Origin of the sequence: Streptomyces sp. SCL15-4, assembly GCF_033366695.1 — a bacterium.
In the GTDB taxonomy this organism is placed as follows: Bacteria; Actinomycetota; Actinomycetes; order Streptomycetales; family Streptomycetaceae; genus Streptomyces.
Window position 1 is genome coordinate 7525156 of record NZ_JAOBTQ010000001.1, and the last position, 17475, is coordinate 7542630.

Below are 17475 nucleotides of genomic sequence, written 5' to 3' on the forward strand. Positions count from 1 at the left end.
TGCGGCGTCTCAGCCCTCCGGTACCAGCCAGAGCGTGGCGAGCGGCGGCAGCGTCAGCGTGAGGGCCCCGTCCTCGGCCTTGACCGGCCCGCCGGCACCGACACCGCCGCCGCCGTAGCGCACCTCGTCGGTGTTCAGCTCCTCCCGCCAGGCGGCGACGCCCTCGGGCACCCACAGGCGGTAGCCGTGCCGGACGACCGGGGAGAAGTTCGACACCGCCAGCAGCGGGCCGCCGTCCGCGGCGAACCGCAGGAACGCCAGCACGTTGTCGTCCGCCGCGTCGCACAGCACCCACCGGAAGCCGCCCGGATCGGTGTCCCGCTGCCACAGCGCCGGCGTCGCCCGGTACACCCCGTTCAGATCGCGGACCAGTGACTGCACGCCCCGGTGGTCGCCCGCCGAGTGGTAGTCGTCGCCGAGCAGCCACCACTCCGGGCCGTGCGCCTCGGACCACTCCGCTCCCTGCGCGAACTCCTGCCCCATGAACAACAGCTGTTTGCCCGGATGGGCCCACATGAAGCCGAGATACGCGCGGTGGTTGGCGCGCCGCTGCCACCAGTCGCCGGGCATCTTCGACACCAGCGCCCGCTTGCCGTGCACCACCTCGTCGTGGGAGATCGGCAGGACGTAGTTCTCGCTGTAGGCGTACACCATCGAGAAGGTCATCTCGTCGTGGTGGTACTTGCGGTGCACCGGCTCCTTCTGGATGTACTCCAGCGAGTCGTGCATCCAGCCCATGTTCCACTTCAGCCCGAAGCCCAGCCCGCCGCCGTCGGTCGGCCGGGTCACCCCGTCCCAGGCGGTGGACTCCTCGGCGATGGTGACCACGCCCGGGCAGCGCCGGTAGACGGTGGCGTTCATCTCCTGGAGGAAGGCGACCGCGTCCAGGTCCTCCCGGCCGCCGAACACGTTCGGCTCCCACTGCCCGGAGTCGCGCGAGTAGTCCAGGTAGAGCATCGAGGCGACCGCGTCCACCCGCAGCCCGTCGATGTGGAACTCCTCGCACCAGTAGACGGCGTTGGCGACGAGGAAGTTGCGCACCTCGGTGCGGCCGTAGTCGAACTCGTACGTCCCCCAGTCCGGGTGCTCGGCACGGGCGGCGTTCCCGGGCTCGTACAGCGGGTCCCCGTCGAACCGGGCCAGTGCCCAGTCGTCCTTCGGGAAGTGTGCCGGCACCCAGTCCATGATCACTCCGAGGCCGGCCCGGTGACAGGCGTCCACGAAGTACCGGAAGTCGTCCGGGGAGCCGAGCCGGGGCGTCGGCGCGTAGTAGGAGGTGACCTGATATCCCCACGAACCGCTGAACGGATGGCCCGCCACCGGCATCAGTTCGAGATGGGTGAAGCCCATCTCCCGTGCGTAGGCCGGGAGTTCCTCGGCGAGCTGCCGGTAGGTCGCGCCGGGCCGCCAGGACGGCAGATGCACCTCGTACACCGAGAACGGCGCCTGGTGCACGGGGGTGTCACCGCGGTGCGCCATCCACTCCGCGTCGTCCCAGGCGTAGTGCGAGGCCGTCACCACCGACGCGGTGTCCGGCGGGACCTCCGTGCACCGCGCCATCGGGTCGGCCTTCAGGAACCGGTGGCCGTGCCGGGAGGTGATCTCGAACTTGTACCGGGTGCCCTCGCCGATCCCGGGCAGGAACAGCTCCCACACCCCGGACGCGCCGAGCGAGCGCATCGGGTACTGCGTGCCGTCCCAGTAGGTGAAGTCCCCGGCCACCCGCACCCCCCGGGCGTTCGGTGCCCACACCGTGAACCGGGTGCCGGCCACGCCCTGGTGGACCATCGGCTCCGCGCCGAGCGCCCGCCACAGCTGCTCGTGCCGGCCCTCCCGGATCAGATGCAGGTCCAGCTCACCGAGGGCGGGCAGGAAGCGGTACGGGTCGTGCACCTCCTGCTCGCCGTCGTCGTACGCCACCAGCAGGGTGTACGACGGGATGTCCGGGCCCGGCAGCACGCCGGCGAACAGCCCGTCGCCCTCCGGGCGCAGCTCGGTGCGGGTGCCGTCGGCCACGACGCTCACCGCGCGGGCGTTCGGGCGCAGCGCCCGCAGCAGCGTGCCGCCCGGCACCGGGTGGGCGCCCAGCAGCGCGTGCGGATCGTGGTGCGCCCCGGCCAGCAGCCGGCCGCGCTCGGCGGCGTCCAGCGGCTCGGCCACGGGGGGCACGGGGCCCGCGGCCTCCGGGCGGGTGGTGTCGCGCAGTGCCATGCGTCAGCCTCCCCACACGGCGAGCCGTTTGATCGCCGCCATCGGAACCGGCAGCCAGTCCGGTCGGTGTCTCGCCTCGTACAGCACCTCGTAGACCGCCCTGTCCGTCTCGTGCGCGCGCAGCAGCGCGTGCTTCTTGCGTGGATCCCAGCCAGCCCGGGCCGCGTAGCCCGCGCAGAACGCCTCCCGGCAGCGGCGCGCCCACTCGGGTCGCCAGGGGCGGCGCTGCCGGGCCGCGTAGTCGAAGGAGCGCAGCATCCCGGCGACGTCCCGCACCGGGGACTGCGGGGTGCGCCGCTCGGCGAGCGGCCGGGACGGCTCGCCCTCGAAGTCGATGACGAACCAGTCGCGGCCGGCCCGCAGCACCTGCCCCAGGTGCAGGTCGCCGTGGACCCGCTGGGCGGGCGGACCGGTGTCGCAGGTGGCCAGCGCCGCGAACGCGGCCCGGAGGCCGGGCACGAAGGGCAGCAGCCCGGGTACGGCGTGCGCGGCGGCGTCCAGCCGGGCGCGCATCGCCTCCGCCGTACGGCAGTTCTCGCCCGGCCCGGCCGGCGGGAAGGCCTCGGCCAGCGCCAGGTGCACCTCGGCCATGGCCCGGCCCAGCGCCCGGGCCTCGGCGGTGAAGTCGTCGCCCGCGGCGAGCGCGCCGAGGGCCAGCGACCAGCCGTCGGCGGCGTCCGGCAGGAACGGCTGGAGCACTCCGAGGGTGGCCGGGCGGGGACCGGCCGTGGTGAACCAGGCCACCGGCGCCGGCACCCGGGAGCAGCCGAGGGCGGCCAGCGCCGCCGGCACCTCCAGGTCCGGGTTGACGCCGGGCTGGATCCGCCGGAACAGCTTCAGGATGTACGCGTCGCCGTAGACGATCGAGGAGTTGGACTGCTCGGCGTCCAGCAGCCGCGGCGGCAGGCCGCCGGGCACCCGGGCGGCCGGATCCGCCTCGAAGCGCAGCGGGCCCGCCGCGCCGGGCCGGCGCAGCCGCTCCAGCAGCAGATGGGCCGAGCGCGGGTCGTGCAGCGCGTCGTACACCGCCAGTCCGGCCAGCGGTCCCGTCGTGGCCCGTCCGATGAACGCCCGTTCCAGGCGCGGCGCGAGGTGCCGGCGCAGGCTCAGCAGCAGCTGGTAGCAGTCCCCGGGCGGGGGCGTGCCGCCGGGGGTGGGCACCGGCACGTGCGAGGCGTGCACCAGCAGGTGCAGGCAGCCCGGGAACAGTTCGGTCACGGACAGCACCGACAGATCGGTGACGGGCCGGTCCTTGCCCGCGAACCAGCGTTGCCCGGGCAGCCATTCGCGCAACAGTCCGCCGAGCGAGTCCAGGGGCCCGTCGAGCGCGGTCGCGGCGCGCGGTCGTGAGGTGATGGTGTTCGGCATGGTGACGCGTCCTTTCCTCGGCGCCGGACGGGTCAGCGGCGGCGGCCGATGCGGGATGCGACTCGGGTGAGCCGGAACCAGTAGAAACCGTGGCCTTGCAGGGTCAGCAGGTAGGGCAGTTCGCCGATGGCGGGGAAGCGCACTCCGCCGATCAGCTCGACGGGGTGCCGTCCGTCGTAGGCCCGCAGGTCGAGTTCGGTGGGCTGGGCGAAGCGGGAGAAGTTGTTGACGCACAGCACCAGGTCGTCGCCGTGTTCGCGCAGGAACGCCAGCACCGCCGGGTTGGAGGACGTCAGTTCCGTGAACGACCCCAGGCCGAAGGCGGGGTTCTGCTTGCGGATCTCGATCATGCGGTGGGTCCAGTGCAGCAGGCTGGACGGGGAGGACATGGAGGCTTCCACGTTGGTGACCTGGTAGCCGTAGACCGGGTCCATGATCGTCGGCAGGAACAGGCGTCCCGGGTCGCAGGAGGAGAAGCCGGCGTTGCGGTCCGGGGTCCACTGCATGGGGGTGCGGACGGCGTCGCGGTCGCCGAGCCAGATGTTGTCGCCCATGCCGATCTCGTCGCCGTAGTAGAGGATCGGTGAGCCGGGCAGGGACAGCAGCAGGGCGGTGAACAGCTCGATCTGGTTGCGGTCGTTGTCGAGGAGCGGGGCCAGGCGGCGGCGGATGCCGATGTTGGCGCGCATGCGGGGGTCTTTGGCGTACTCGGCCCACATGTAGTCGCGTTCCTCGTCGGTGACCATTTCCAGGGTCAGCTCGTCGTGGTTGCGCAGGAAGATGCCCCACTGGCAGGTGGAGGGGATCGCGGGGGTCTTGGCGAGGATCTCGGAGACCGGGTAGCGCGATTCGCGGCGTACGGCCATGAAGATGCGGGGCATGACGGGGAAGTGGAAGGCCATGTGGCACTCGTCGCCGCCGGCGGAGTAGTCGCCGAAGTAGTCGACCACGTCCTCCGGCCACTGGTTGGCCTCCGCCAGCAGCACGGTGTCCGGGTAGAGCGCGTCGATCTCGCGGCGCACCCGCTTCAGGAACTGGTGGGTCGCCGGCAGGTTCTCGCAGTTGGTGCCCTCCTCCGCGTAGAGGTAGGGCACCGCGTCCAGGCGGTAGCCGTCGATGCCGAGGTCCAGCCAGAAGCGCAGGGCGGCCAGGATCTCCTCCTGGACGGCCGGGTTCTCGTAGTTCAGGTCCGGCTGGTGCGAGAAGAAGCGGTGGAAGTAGTACTGGCCGCGTACCGGGTCGAAGGTCCAGTTGGAGGCCTCGGTGTCGACGAAGATGATCCGGGCGTCCTGGTACTGCTTGTCGTCGTCGGCCCACATGTAGTAGTCGCCGTAGGGGCCGTCGGGGTTCTTGCGGGACTCCTGGAACCACGGGTGCTGGTCGCTGGTGTGGTTCATGACGAAGTCGATGATCACGCGCATGCCGCGCTGGTGGGCGGCGTCCACGAACTCCACGAAGTCGGCGAGGTCGCCGAACTCCGGCAGGACGGCGGTGTAGTCGGAGACGTCGTAACCGCCGTCGCGCAGCGGTGACTTGAAGAACGGCGGCAGCCACAGGCAGTCCACGCCGAGCCATTGCAGGTAGTCCAGCTTGGCGGTCAGGCCCTTCAGGTCGCCGACGCCGTCGCCGTTGCTGTCCTGGAAGGAGCGGACCAGGACCTCGTAGAAGACGGCGCGTTTGAACCACTCGGGGTCCCGGTCCTTGGCGGGAGTGTCCTCGAAGGTGTCCGGAACGGGCTCGTTGACGGTCATGACGCTGCGGGCCCTCCGGTCCGGGGCGCCGAGCGCCCGACGTGGAGCACGTGCGCCGGCGCCCGGCCGGGCGTGAGCCGCACGTAGGCGGTGCCGCTCCAGTGGTATGTCTCGCCGGTCAGTTCGTCGTGCACCGGCACGGACTCGTGCGGGTCCAGGCCGAGTCGCGGCATGTCCAGTGAGACCGTGGCCTCCTGGGTGTGGTGCGGGTCGAGGTTGACGACCACGACGACCGTGTCCGTCCCGGTGCGCTTGCTGTACGCCAGCACGGCGTCGTTGTCGGTGTGGTGGAAGTGGAGGTTGCGCAGGTACCGGAGTGCCGGGTGGCGGCGGCGGATGGTGTTGAGGCGGGTGACGAGCGGCGCGATGCTGCGGCCCTCGCGTTCGGCGGCTTCCCAGTCACGGGACCTGAGCTGGTACTTCTCCGAGTCCAGGTACTCCTCGCCGCCCTCGCGCAGCGGAGTGTTCTCGCACAGTTCGTAGCCGGAGTAGATGCCCCAGGCGGGGGAGAGGGTCGCGGCGAGCACGGCCCGGACCTCGAACGCGGGCCGTCCGCCGTGCTGGAGGTAGGCGTGCAGGATGTCGGGGGTGTTGGGGAAGAGGTTCGGCCGCATGTAGGCCGCCGCCTCGCCCGACAGCTCGGTCAGGTACTCCGTCAGCTCCTGCTTGCTGTTGCGCCAGGTGAAGTACGTGTAGGACTGCTGGAAGCCGATCTGGGCCAGGGTGTGCATCATCGCCGGGCGGGTGAAGGCCTCCGCCAGGAAGATCACGTCCGGGTCGCGGCGGTTGATCTCGGCGATGACCCGCTCCCAGAAGACGACCGGTTTGGTGTGCGGGTTGTCGACGCGGAAGATGCGCACGCCGTGGTCCATCCAGTGCCGCAGGATCCGCACGCTCTCGGCGACCAGGCCGTCCATGTCGGCGTCGAAGGCCAGGGGGTAGATGTCCTGGTACTTCTTCGGCGGGTTCTCGGCGTAGGCGATCGAGCCGTCGGGGCGGTGGTGGAACCAGTCGGGGTGCTTCTCCACCCACGGGTGGTCCGGTGAGCACTGGAGCGCGAAGTCCAGGGCCACTTCCAGGCCGAGCCTGCCGGCCTCGGCGACGAAGAAGTCGAAGTCCTCCAGGGTGCCCAGGTCCGGGTGGACGGCGTCGTGGCCGCCCTCGGGGGAGCCGATCGCCCAGGGCACGCCGACGTCGTCGGGGCCGGCGGTCAGGGAGTTGTTGGGGCCTTTGCGGTGGGTGGTGCCGATGGGGTGGACGGGCGGGAGGTAGACGACGTCGAAGCCCATCCGGGCGATCGGGCCCAGCCGGCGGGCGGCGGTGCGGAAGGTGCCGTGCGGGCGTTCGGCGGTGCCCTCGGAGCGCGGGAAGAACTCGTACCAGGAGCCGTACAGCGCGCGTTCGCGCTCCACCAGCAGCGGCATCGCGTCGGAGGCGGTGACCAGCTCCCGCAGCGGATACCGGGCGAGCACCTCCTCCACCTCCGGGGACAGCGCGGCCTTCAGCCGGTGGTGGACCGAGAGGGTGTCGTCGCCGAGGGCCCGGGCGGCGGCCAGCACGAGGTCCCGCTCCGGGCCCTTGGGCACCCCTGCGGCGGCCCGCTCGTACAGCTCCGCGCCCTCCTCCAGCACCAGCCCGGTATCGATCCCGGCCGGCACCTTCACCGACGCGGTGTGCCGCCAGGCGGCCAGCGGATGGCTCCACGCCTCCACGCGGAAGGTCCAGCGTCCCGTCACGTCCGGGGTGATCTCCGCTCCCCAGCGGTCGCTGCCCGGCGCCAGTTCCCGCATCGGCGTCCAGGGGCCGCGCCGGCCCTTCGGATCGCGCAGGACCACATTCGCGCCCACGGCGTCCTGCCCTTCGCGGAACACGGTGGCCGTGACCTCGAACGTCTCCCCGGCCACCGCTTTCGCCGGGCGCCTGCCGCACTCCACGGCCGGCCGGACATCACGTACCGGTACACGGCCGATGGCCGGGGTCCTGCGCATGTTTCTCACCTCCGCCGTGCGCGGAGCCGGGCGCCCGGCCCGGCTCCGCGATCCGATAGCCGGAACCGGCCGCTCGCCGGTCCCGCGGGGAACGCCTTGTACGGTGCCAGGTCAGGGGCTTGGCGCCGTGGAACGCCGCTCCGACGGCGGCGCTCTTCTCGCCGTCCGGCGCGGCTGCGGCCGCCCGTCCTGCTCCCGCAGATAGGTGACCAGGTTCGTGCGCAGATAGCGCTCGGCGGCGTCCGCGGCCTCGCGGGCACAGCGCTTGCCCATCAGCACGCACAGGGTGTACCCCGAGTCCTCGAAGGTGGCCCGGACCGTGCGGTCGTGCGGCGAGGCGAGCATCACGCGCTCCCACGCCCGGTATCGCCGCAGCTGCCGGGCCACTTCGGCCTTGGCGGGTAGCAGCATGGCCCTGTTCACCTTCCACGCTCTCGACTGGGCGCGTTCCCGACGGTCGGGTGGTGTCCGCGCAGGGGAGGGCGCGGCACCGTTACGGCGATCGAGGCTTTCACTCATGGTGCACGCGCGGCGACGCAGCGTCTTGTTGGAACTTCAACGAGAGGGGGGTGATCGTGGCTCGTGTTGCACGAATGGCGTAGTGAGCGCACCGTGGAGATGACTCTGAAGCGATCAACGCTCACGCTGTGTGCCCGGGAGACCGTCCGGGCGGGCGAGGGGAGCGAGAGCTTCGCCGGTGAGGAGCAAGCGACGATGAAGACCGCAGTGCCCTGCTACTACCACCTCGACGTGGAGGTCGGTCCGGAACGGGTGGGACAGGTCGGCCGCATCCTGGCCGCCCATCTGCGCTACTGGGATCTGGACAACCTCGTGGACCCCGTCTGCCGCGGCGCCGAGCTGCTGCTGCGGGCGATCGACGCGCACGCGAGGAACAAGCGCACCTCCATCGAGCTGTGGTGGAACGGCCAGCACCTCATCACCGCCTTCGGCGGCGACGACCCGGATCTGCGCCCGGACCCGGACCTGCGGTCCTGCCTGGCGGACATCGCCGCCATGAGCGACGGCTGGGGCTGCTGCGCCTCGGACACCGGCATCACCATCATCTGGTTCTCGCAGCGGGCCCGGGCCGGCCAGCGCGTCCCGCTGGTGCCGCTCGCCCCCGCGCCCACGCTGCGCACGGACCTGGAGGTGCCCCGCGACGAGCCGGTGACCGTGCTGGCCGGCCGGGCGTCCGCCGGTGACGCCGCCCTGGAGGGCAGCCGGTGACCGCCCGCACGTCACGCGCAGGGGTGCCCGTCTGGAGCGGGCACCCCTACCCGCTGGGCGCCGCCTTCGACGGACAGGGCACCAACTTCGCCCTGTTCAGCGAGGTCGCCGAGCGCGTGGAGCTGATCCTCGTCGACGACGCCGGTGCCGAGACCCCGATCCGGCTGCACGAGGTCGACGGGTTCGTCTGGCACGCCCGTCTGCCCGGCGTCGGCCCCGGGCAGCGCTACGGCTACCGGGTGCACGGCCCCTGGCAGCCCGCGCTCGGCCACCGCTGCAACCCCGCGAAGCTGCTGCTCGACCCGTACGCCCGCGCCGTGGACGGCCAGATCGACAACCACCCCTCGCTGTACGAGCGTGCCCAGGACGGCCCCGCCCCCGCCGACAGCGCCGGCCACTCCATGCTGGGCGTGGTCACCGACCCGTTCTTCGACTGGGGCGACGACCGGCCGCCGCGGACGCCGTACGCGGACTCGGTGATCTACGAGGCCCATGTCCGCGGCCTGACCCGCACCCACCCGGACATCCCCGAGCGGCTGCGCGGCACCTACGCCGGCCTCGCGCACCCGGCCGTGACCGAGCACCTCACCTCGCTCGGCGTCACGGCGGTGGAGCTGATGCCGGTGCACCAGTTCGTCCAGGACGGCATCCTCCAGGACCGCGGGCTGTCCAACTACTGGGGCTACAACACCATCGGCTTCTTCGCCCCGCACAACGCCTACGCCGCCTTCGGCACCCGCGGCCAGCAGGTCAACGAGTTCAAGGCCATGGTGAAGGCGCTGCACGCGGCCGGCCTCGAAGTCATCCTCGACGTGGTCTACAACCACACCGCCGAGGGCAACGAACAGGGCCCCACGCTGTCCTTCCGGGGCATCGACAACGCCTCCTACTACCGCCTGGTCGACGGCGACTGGGGGCACTACTACGACACCACCGGCACCGGCAACAGCCTGCTGATGCGGCACCCCTTCGTGCTCCAGCTGATCATGGACTCGCTGCGGTACTGGGTCACCGAGATGCATGTCGACGGCTTCCGCTTCGACCTCGCCGCCACCCTCGCCCGGCAGTTCCACGAGGTGGACCGGCTCTCGGCGTTCTTCGACCTGATCCAGCAGGACCCGGTGATCAGCCGCGTGAAGCTGATCGCCGAGCCGTGGGACCTGGGCGAGGGCGGCTACCAGGTGGGCAACTTCCCGCCGCTGTGGTCGGAGTGGAACGGCAAGTACCGGGACGCCGTACGGGACTTCTGGCGCGCCGAGCCCGGCTCGCTCGGCGAGTTCGCCTCCCGGCTCACCGGCTCCTCGGACATCTACCAGCACAGCCGGCGCCGGCCGCGCGCGAGCGTCAACTTCGTCACCGCGCACGACGGTTTCACGCTGCGCGACCTGGTGTCGTACAACGACAAGCACAACGAGGCCAACGGCGAGGACAACCGGGACGGGGAGGGCCACAACCGGTCCTGGAACTGCGGCGCGGAGGGCGACACCGACGACCCGGCCGTCCTGGAGCTGCGCGCCCGCCAGCAGCGCAACCTGCTGGCCACGCTGCTGCTGTCGCAGGGCATCCCCATGCTGTGCCACGGCGACGAGCTCGGCCGCACCCAGCGGGGCAACAACAACGCCTACTGCCAGGACGACGAGACCTCGTGGGTGGACTGGGACCTCACCGACGAGCAGCGCGCCCTCCTCGGCTTCACCCGGCGCCTGATCGCCCTGCGCGCCGCCCACCCGGTGCTGCGCCGGCGCCGCTTCTTCCGCGGCGAGACCGCGACCCACGCCCGGCAGCCGCTGCCCGACCTGGTGTGGCTGCGGCCCGACGCCCGGGAGATGACCGACCGGGACTGGCAGCGCGCGGACGCGCACTCGGTCGGCGCGTTCCTCAACGGCGACGCCATCGCCGAACGCGACCCCTACGGCCGTCCCATGGCCGACGACTCCTTCCTGCTGCTCGTCAACGGCTACTGGGAGCCGGTCGTCTTCCGCCTGCCCGACGACTCCTTCGGCGAGCGCTGGACCACGCTGATCGACACCGCCGACCCCGACGGCGTCCCCGACGAACGCGAACGCAAGGCGGGCACCCGGCTCCGTGTCGAGGCTCGCGGCCTGGTCCTGCTGTCCCGCCCGTCCCGTGCCGCGGCCGAGCGGGCCGGTGAGGCTCTCGGGAAGGGGCGGGACGGCGCCGGGCGGGTCAGCGGCAGGCGCCGCGCGCGGTGACGGTGAACTGGGCGCCGTCGGCGTCGCGCAGGATCGCCTCCCGGCCGCCGTCGTCGCGCAGCACGCTGCCGCCGTGCTTCTCCGCCGCGCGGGCACAGGCCGGCACGTCGGTCACCGCGAAGTGGATCTGCCAGTGCGGCCGTACCGAGGGGTCCGGGGCGGCCTCCACCGCGCCGGAGTCGATGCGCGCCACCACGGCGCCCTCGCTGCGCAGCAGCACCTCGCCGCCGTCGTACTCCACCTCGCAGCAGCCCGGCTGCCCGGACGCCCAGTCCAGGATCTCGCCGTAGAACATCGCCGCGTCGAAGGCGTCCCGGGTGTGCAGCCGTACGAAGGTGGGCGCCGCCCGCCGCCACGCCTCCCAGTTGGTGACCAGGTCGCCCTGCCAGATCCCGAACGTGGCGCCGTCCCGGTCGGCGAGCAGCGCGGCCCGGCCGGGCGGGAAGGACAGCGGGCCGACCGCCGCCGTACCGCCGCGCTCCCGGACCCGGGACACGGCCACGTCCGCGTCCCGCACCGCGAAGTACGGCGTCCAGGCCACCGCCATCTGCCACATGGAGGCGACGGCGGCGATCCCCGCGACCGGGACGCCGTCCGCCAGCGCGATCCGGAAGTGCTCGCCGAGCTTGGCGGTGCGCCACTGCCAGCCCAGTACGGCCGTGTAGAAATCCTGCGTGGCCTGAAGATCACGGCTGGTCAGGCTCACCCAGCAGGGTGCGCCGAAGACGGAGTGGGTGGAGACGACGTCCTGTCCGCGCGGTCCGCCACCGGGGCTGTGGTGGTTCATGGCAGTCGGGTCCTGCTCTCGGGGCCGGGCGGCCACCGGTATGACACCAGTGTCCGGCCGGACGGGGTGGAAGCGCCTGCCGAGTACCCCGGGTGGCAGCGGGACAGGCCCCTGCGCACGATGGTGGGATGGGAGAGAGCGAGCCGGACCGGATCGCCGCGTTGCAGGCGGAGGTCGACCAGCTGAAGGAGGCCATGGCCTCGCACGCGGTCGTGGACCAGGCGATAGGAATGGTGGTGGCCCTCGGCCGGGTCACCCCGGACCAGGGCTGGCAGGTGCTGAAGGAGGTCTCCCAGCACACCAACATCAAGCTGCGCCACATCGCCGAGCTGATCCTGATCTGGGGCCGTCGCGGAGACCTCCCGGACCACATCCGGGCCGAGCTGGAGGACGCCCTGGACCGGTACGGGCCCGCGCAGGTGCCGGGGACCGAGGGGGAGTAGGGGCGTACCGGCGGCGGAAGGGGGCCGCCGTACGGGTGCGGGGATCAGCGGACCTCCGTGAGCAGTTCCTCGCGCAGCCGGTCGAAGCAGCCGCTGAGCAGCCGCGAGACGTGCATCTGCGAGATCCCGAGCTGCGCGGCGATCCGGCTCTGTGTCATGCCTCCGAAGAACCGCAGGTAGAGAATGGTGCGCTCGCGCTCGGGCAGCGCCTCCAGACACGGTCTGACCGCCGCCCGGTCCACGACGAGGTCGAACCCGGGGTCCGGTCCGCCCAGGGAGTCCCCGAGGGCGTAGCCGTCCGTGCCGGACACCTCGGCGTCCAGCGACAGCGCGGAGAAGCACTCCAGCGCCTCCATGCCGGTGCGCACCTCGTCCTCGCTGAGCCGGGTGTACGCGGCGATCTCGGCGACGCTGGGCGCGCCGCCCCCCGTGGTCTGCGCCAGGTCCTTCACGGCGGCGCGGACCCGGTTGCGCAGGTCCTGCACCCGGCGGGGCACGTGCAGGGTCCACATGTGGTCCCGGAAGTGACGCTTGATCTCGCCGGTGATGGTGGGCACCGCGTACGCCTCGAAGGCCCGGCCACGCTCCGGGTCGTAGTGGTCGACGGCCTTCACCAGGCCCAGCGCGGCCACCTGGTACAGATCCTCCAGGGCCTCGCCGCGGCCGCGGAACCGCACCGCGATCCGCTCGGCCATGGGCAGCCACAGCCGGACCAGCTCGTCCCGCAGCGCCTGGCGCTCGGGGCCGTCGGCCAGTTCGGCGAGCCGCTCGAAAGCGGCGCCCGTGTCCGGGGCGTCGTCGTGGGGATGGGACTTGGTGCTGCCAGTGACACGCATCGCGCGCACCTCTCTCAGCAGGTGCTGAAGGGACAACACCGTGGGAGGTGCGCTCGGACCATGGAGTGGGGACACCCGGGGGCCGGCGGTGCGCGGTCTCCCACGGACGTGCCTCCTGTCCGAAGCACTGTTCTGGCCATTCCCGTCAAGGGACATTTATAAACAGATAATAGTAAAAGCGCTGAATCGGACCAAGAGGCCGGAAAGATCGCCGATCTTGCCGCGGACGTGATGTGCGGCACGCGCGGGAGGGCGGCCGGAACCCGCCGCGGAGGTGTTCTTCCTGGGCAGCGCTTGATCACCGCTCGATGAGGCCCAATTCCCCTGACCACGGCGCGTTCCGGCCATTTGACAGTGCGCTCGGCGCACAGATAGACAGCAGCTCTCGAAGGTCGAGAGGGGCACTGTGTACGAGCCGAACGTGGTCGGTGACTGGCAGGAGTGCGAGGAGCATGCCGGTCTGCGGGTCCGCGTCCACCGCCTGGAGGCGGCCGAGCCGCCGCGCGGACGCGACGACGCCGCCGCCGGGCTGACGTATTTCAGTGTCCGGGTGACCGTGGAGAACCGCGGCGCGCTGCCCTGCGGCATCCACCTGGAGGACGGCCAGATCGACGTCCGCGTCGGCCCGGACGGCGAGGGCGCCTTCATCGACTGGCGCAACTCGCAGTTCATCGAGGGCTTCGACGTCTACCCGCTGCGCCGGGCCACCGCCGTGCTCTACGCCGCCGCGCCCGAAACCTCCCTCGGCCACGTGGACGTACAGGTGCAGCTGCGGGTGGACGACGAGTGGGCCGGCCGCCGGCTGTGGGCGGGCGGCATCGGGGTCCTGGAGTCGGCTCCGGTGGCCGCTCCCGCGGCCACCGGCCAGGGCAGCCTGGCGCACCAGGTCTCCGCCTTCCTGCGCGACCAGGCGGAGCCGGGCTCCGCCTGACCCGGCCTCCCGCCGCGCCGCTCCCGGCCGGCGCGGGACGCCGCGCCGGCCGGGCGCCGTACGCGGCTCGCCGACCGGATGCCGTACGCGGCTCAGTGCGGGATGCCGTCGATGATCTCCCGTGCGCCCTGCCGCAGCAGTGCGACCGCGACCGAGGTGCCGAGGGTGGCCGGGTCGAGCCGTCCGGCCCACTCGTGGGCGTTCAGCCGCGTCTTGCCGTCCGCGGTGAACACACAGGCGCGCAGCGAGAGTTCGCCGCCGCGGTCCACGCGCGCGTACCCGGCGATCGGGCTGTTGCAGTGCCCTTGCAGCACATGCAGGAACATCCGCTCCGCCGTCGCCTCCCGATGGGTGTCCGGGTCGCCGAGGCCGCTCACCGCGTCGATCAGCCCGGTGTCGTCCTCCCGGCACTGCAGGGCCAGGATGCCCGCGCCGATCGGCGGCATCATCGCCTCCGCCGACAGCACCTCGCTGATGACGTCGGTCCGGCCGATCCGCTCCAGGCCGGACACCGCCAGCAGCAGCGCGTCCGCCTCGCCCGCGGCCAGCTTCTCCAGCCGGCGGTTGGCGTTGCCGCGGAACGGCACGCACTCCAGATGCGGGTGGGTCGCGGCCAGTTGGGCGATCCGGCGCACCGAGGAGGTGCCGATCCGGGTGCCGGCCGGCAGCTCGTCCAGGGTCAGCCCGCCCGGGTGGACCAGCGCATCCCGGATGTCGTCGCGCTTGAGGAACGCGGCGAACACCGTACCGGCGGGCAGCGGCCGGTCGGCCGGCACGTCCTTCACGCAGTGCACCGCGAGATCCGCCTCCCCGGCGAGGAGGGCCGCGTCCACCTCCTTGGTGAACGCCCCCTTGCCCTCGACCTTCGACAGATCGCCCAGCCACTTGTCGCCGGTCGTCTTCACCGGGACGACCTCGGTGCGCACGCCCGGGTGCAGCACGGCCAACTCGGCGCGGACCCGCTCGACCTGGGCCAGGGCCATGGGGGAGTCGCGGGAGACGATACGGATCAGTTCCGGTGCAGACATGGTGGACACGATAGACCCTGGGCCGGGACGGCTCCGGTCGCACCACCCGTGCCGGAGACCGGGCATCGGCCGCCGCCGCTACGGGAGTTCGGCCGACGGCCGTGAACCGCCGTACGACGCTAGGCCGGCTCGTCCGGCAGGTCCGCCGCCGACTCCCGCGGGGTGAGGTCCGGGCGGAGCCGCAGCCAGGACGGCTGGCGCAGCATGCCGTGCCGGGTGCGGGTGCTGTACGCGACCTCGCCCACCAGCCGGGGCACCACCCAGCGCGCCTGCGGGATGTGCGGCACCGGGTCGAAGGGGCACCGCCCGCTCGCCGCGTCCCGCAGCAGCTCGGCCAGCCGGACGCGTTCCGCCTCGCTCCAGCCGGTGCCCACCCCGCCGACGTAGCGCAGCCGGCCCGTCGGGTCGCGCTGGCCGGCCAGGACCGCCCCGGGCAGTCCGGCGAGCCGGCCCCTGCCGGGCAGCCAGCCGCCGATGATCACGTCCTCCGCGCGCATGTTACGGATCTTGATCCAGGCGCGGGAGCGGACCCCGGGCTCGTAGACCGAGTCCAGCCGCTTGCACACCAGGCCCTCCAGCCCGTGCTCCCGGGTGGCGCGCAGCGCCTCGGCGCCGTGCCCGGTCACCGCGCCCGGGACCGACCAGTACGGCCCGGCCAGGCCCAGCTCCTCCAGCCGGGCCCGCCGCCCGGCGTACGGCAGCCGCAGCAGCGGCCCGGTCAGATACGGCACGTCGAACAGCACCAGGTGCACCGGCACCCGGGCGGCCCGGCGCGCCGCCCGCGCCGGGGCGTGCGCGAGGCCCATCCGGCTCTGCAGCAGCTGGAAGTCGGACCGTCCCCGCTCGTCCAGGGCCAGCACCTCGCCGTCCAGCACGGCGGGCGTGGAGCCCAGCGCGGCGCCCAGCGGACTCAGCTCGGGGTAGGCCGCGGTGATGTCGGCGCCGGAACGGGCGCGCAGCAGCACACTGCCGTCGCCGGGCAGATAGACCAGCACCCGCTGGCCGTCCTGCTTCGTCTCGTACGCCCAGCGCCGGTCCTGGGCGGCGGGCGGCAGGCTGCCGGGGGTGGCGAGCATCGGCGCGATGAGCGGCAGGGGCACGGCGGTCACGGCAGAAGATCTCGACCGGCCCCGGCCCGCTCACGCGTCTTTCCCGCCCGGTTCCCCTGAACGGTCCCCGCGCCGCCGCCCCGGCGCCGTCTCAGCCGACCGGCTCGGCCGGCGCGGCGGCCGCCGCCGCGGCCGCGGGGGCGGTGCCGGCCGGGCGGTGCCGGGGCAGGAACGCGGCGAGCAGGAACGCGAGGGCCGCCGCGCCCGCGCCGAGCGCCATGACGGCCTTGAAGCCGTCCTCGGACGGCAGCGCGTGGCCGCCGAGGCTGATCGTCATCCGGGCCAGGATCACGCCCGCCACGGCACTGGCCACCGAGGTGCCGATCGACCGCATCAGCGTGTTGAGGCTGTTCGCGGCGGCCGTCTCGGAGGCCGGGACCGCGCCCATGATCAGCGCCGGCATGGCGCCGTAGGCGAAGCCGACGCCCGCGCCGATGACGCAGGAGACGAGCACCAGGTGCCAGACCTCGCTCATCAGCACGATGCCGAGCGCGTATCCGGCGGCGACGATCACCGCGCCGGTCATCAGCGTGGTCTTCGGGCCCCGCGTCCTGGTGATCAGGGCGGAGACCGGGGCCGTGGCCATCATCACCAGGCCCTGCGGGGCCATCACCAGGCCCGCGGTGAGCATGGACCTGCCCAGGCCGTAACCGGTCTGGACGGGCAGCTGGAGAAGCTGCGGCAGGACGAGGGCCATCGCGAACATGGAGAAGCCGAACGCGATCGACGCCAGGTTCGTGAACAGCACCTGGCGGCGGGCCGTGGTGCGCAGGTCGACCAGCGGCTGTGCGGTGCGCAGCTCGAAGAAGCCCCAGGCCGCCAGGACCACCACGGCGAGCGCGAGCAGGCCGAGGGTGGTGCCGCTGCCCCAGCCCCAGTCGGCGCCCTTGGACACCGCGAGGAGCAGCGAGACCAGACCGACGGCCATGCCGAGCGCGCCGGTCAGGTCGAACCGGCCGCCGGTGCGCACGCCGGACTCCGGCACCAGGCTCAGCACCAGCACGGCCGCGACGACGCCGAGGCTCGCGGAGGTCCAGAACAGCATGTGCCAGTCGTAGTGGTCGGCGATGAACGCCGCCGCGGGCAGTCCGAGCGCGCCGCCGACCCCGAGCGAGGCGCTCATCAGCGCGGTGGAGCCGGCCAGTTTCTCCGCCGGCAACTCGTCCCGCATGATGCTGATGCCGAGCGGGACCACGGCGGCGGCCAGTCCTTGCAGCGCGCGGCCGGCGATCATCGGCACCAGCCGGTCGCTGAGCGCGCACACCGCCGAGCCGGCCACCAGCAGGGCCAGGCTCACCAGCAGCAGGCGCCGCTTGCCGAACATGTCGCCGAGCCGGCCGGCCACCGGAGTGGCGACGGCGGCGGCCAGCAGGGTGGCGGTGACCGCCCAGGCGGCGTCGGACGGCTCGGCGTGCAGATAGCCGGGCAGCTCGGGCACGATCGGGATCACCAGGGTCTGCATCAGCGACACGGTGATCCCGGCCAGGGCCAGCACCGCGACCACGGCACCCGGCCGGGACGGTGCCGTGCGGCCGGCCTCGGCGGGCCGGACGGGGACGTCGGACATGAAGGGAGCCTTCCGG

At 72.6% G+C, this 17475-nt stretch carries 14 protein-coding genes; 4 read left to right on the forward strand and 10 right to left on the reverse strand.

Annotation, left to right across the window (positions count from 1 at the left end; translation table 11 throughout):
* Positions 1 to 9: 9 nt before the first annotated feature.
* The 5 genes from glgB to SCK26_RS34030 form a co-directional block, all read right to left on the reverse strand.
* On the reverse strand, positions 10 to 2211 hold the full coding sequence (gene glgB, locus SCK26_RS34010; protein ID WP_318205207.1) for a 1,4-alpha-glucan branching enzyme: 2202 nt from the start codon (positions 2209 to 2211) through the stop codon (positions 10 to 12).
* Between the two features lie 3 nt (positions 2212 to 2214).
* Positions 2215 to 3579, reverse strand: a complete 1365-nt coding sequence (locus tag SCK26_RS34015) for a maltokinase N-terminal cap-like domain-containing protein (protein WP_318205208.1) — start codon at positions 3577 to 3579, stop codon at positions 2215 to 2217.
* A 32-nt stretch (positions 3580 to 3611) separates the two neighbouring features.
* A complete protein-coding gene (gene treS, locus SCK26_RS34020) occupies positions 3612 to 5330 on the reverse strand; it encodes a maltose alpha-D-glucosyltransferase (protein ID WP_318205209.1) in 1719 nt (572 codons plus the stop codon).
* Positions 5327 to 7318 (reverse strand): alpha-1,4-glucan--maltose-1-phosphate maltosyltransferase, encoded by a 1992-nt coding sequence (locus SCK26_RS34025; protein WP_318205210.1) that lies wholly within the window; start codon positions 7316 to 7318, stop codon positions 5327 to 5329. The genes treS and SCK26_RS34025 overlap by 4 nt, the downstream gene beginning before the upstream one ends.
* Before the next feature lie 111 nt (positions 7319 to 7429).
* A complete protein-coding gene (locus SCK26_RS34030) occupies positions 7430 to 7729 on the reverse strand; it encodes a DUF5133 domain-containing protein (RefSeq protein ID WP_318205211.1) in 300 nt (99 codons plus the stop codon).
* Between the two features lie 303 nt (positions 7730 to 8032).
* Between SCK26_RS34030 and SCK26_RS34035 the strand changes: the two genes are divergently transcribed.
* Both SCK26_RS34035 and glgX read left to right on the forward strand, forming a co-directional pair.
* The gene (locus SCK26_RS34035; RefSeq protein ID WP_318205212.1) at positions 8033 to 8545 is read left to right on the forward strand and encodes a pep a2; all 513 of its coding nucleotides are present in this window, start codon (positions 8033 to 8035) and stop codon (positions 8543 to 8545) included.
* A complete protein-coding gene (gene glgX / locus SCK26_RS34040; RefSeq protein ID WP_318205213.1) occupies positions 8542 to 10758 on the forward strand; it encodes a glycogen debranching protein GlgX in 2217 nt (738 codons plus the stop codon). Before SCK26_RS34035 ends, glgX begins: the two co-directional genes overlap by 4 nt.
* Here glgX and SCK26_RS34045 read toward each other — a convergent pair.
* Entirely contained in the window at positions 10733 to 11545 is an 813-nt protein-coding gene (locus SCK26_RS34045) for a VOC family protein (protein ID WP_318205214.1), read from the reverse strand. The two genes, glgX and SCK26_RS34045, sit on opposite strands and share 26 nt — an antisense overlap.
* A gap of 128 nt (positions 11546 to 11673) precedes the next feature.
* Here SCK26_RS34045 and SCK26_RS34050 point away from each other — a divergent pair, with 128 nt between their 5' ends.
* Positions 11674 to 11988 carry an ANTAR domain-containing protein gene (locus tag SCK26_RS34050; protein WP_318205215.1) on the forward strand — a complete coding sequence of 105 codons (315 nt, stop codon included), beginning with the start codon at positions 11674 to 11676 and terminating at the stop codon, positions 11986 to 11988.
* 44 nt (positions 11989 to 12032) lie between these two features.
* On the opposite strand, the gene SCK26_RS34055 is transcribed toward SCK26_RS34050, so the two are convergent.
* Positions 12033 to 12824 carry an RNA polymerase sigma factor SigF gene (locus tag SCK26_RS34055; RefSeq protein WP_318205216.1) on the reverse strand — a complete coding sequence of 264 codons (792 nt, stop codon included), beginning with the start codon at positions 12822 to 12824 and terminating at the stop codon, positions 12033 to 12035.
* 406 nt (positions 12825 to 13230) lie between these two features.
* On the opposite strand from SCK26_RS34055, the gene SCK26_RS34060 reads away from it, so the two are divergent.
* Positions 13231 to 13755: a hypothetical protein gene (locus SCK26_RS34060; RefSeq protein WP_318205217.1), complete on the forward strand. Its 525-nt coding sequence runs from the start codon at positions 13231 to 13233 to the stop codon at positions 13753 to 13755.
* 92 nt (positions 13756 to 13847) lie between these two features.
* On the opposite strand, the gene hemC is transcribed toward SCK26_RS34060, so the two are convergent.
* From hemC to SCK26_RS34075, 3 genes are all read right to left on the reverse strand, one after another.
* Complete coding sequence (hemC, locus tag SCK26_RS34065) at positions 13848 to 14783, reverse strand: hydroxymethylbilane synthase (protein ID WP_318205218.1); 936 nt, start codon at positions 14781 to 14783, stop codon at positions 13848 to 13850.
* A 119-nt stretch (positions 14784 to 14902) separates the two neighbouring features.
* Positions 14903 to 15883 (reverse strand): ATP-dependent DNA ligase, encoded by a 981-nt coding sequence (locus tag SCK26_RS34070; RefSeq protein ID WP_318206148.1) that lies wholly within the window; start codon positions 15881 to 15883, stop codon positions 14903 to 14905.
* Positions 15884 to 15983: 100 nt separating this feature from the next.
* The gene (locus SCK26_RS34075; protein ID WP_318205219.1) at positions 15984 to 17459 is read right to left on the reverse strand and encodes an MFS transporter; all 1476 of its coding nucleotides are present in this window, start codon (positions 17457 to 17459) and stop codon (positions 15984 to 15986) included.
* Between the last annotated feature and the right edge of the window lie 16 nt (positions 17460 to 17475).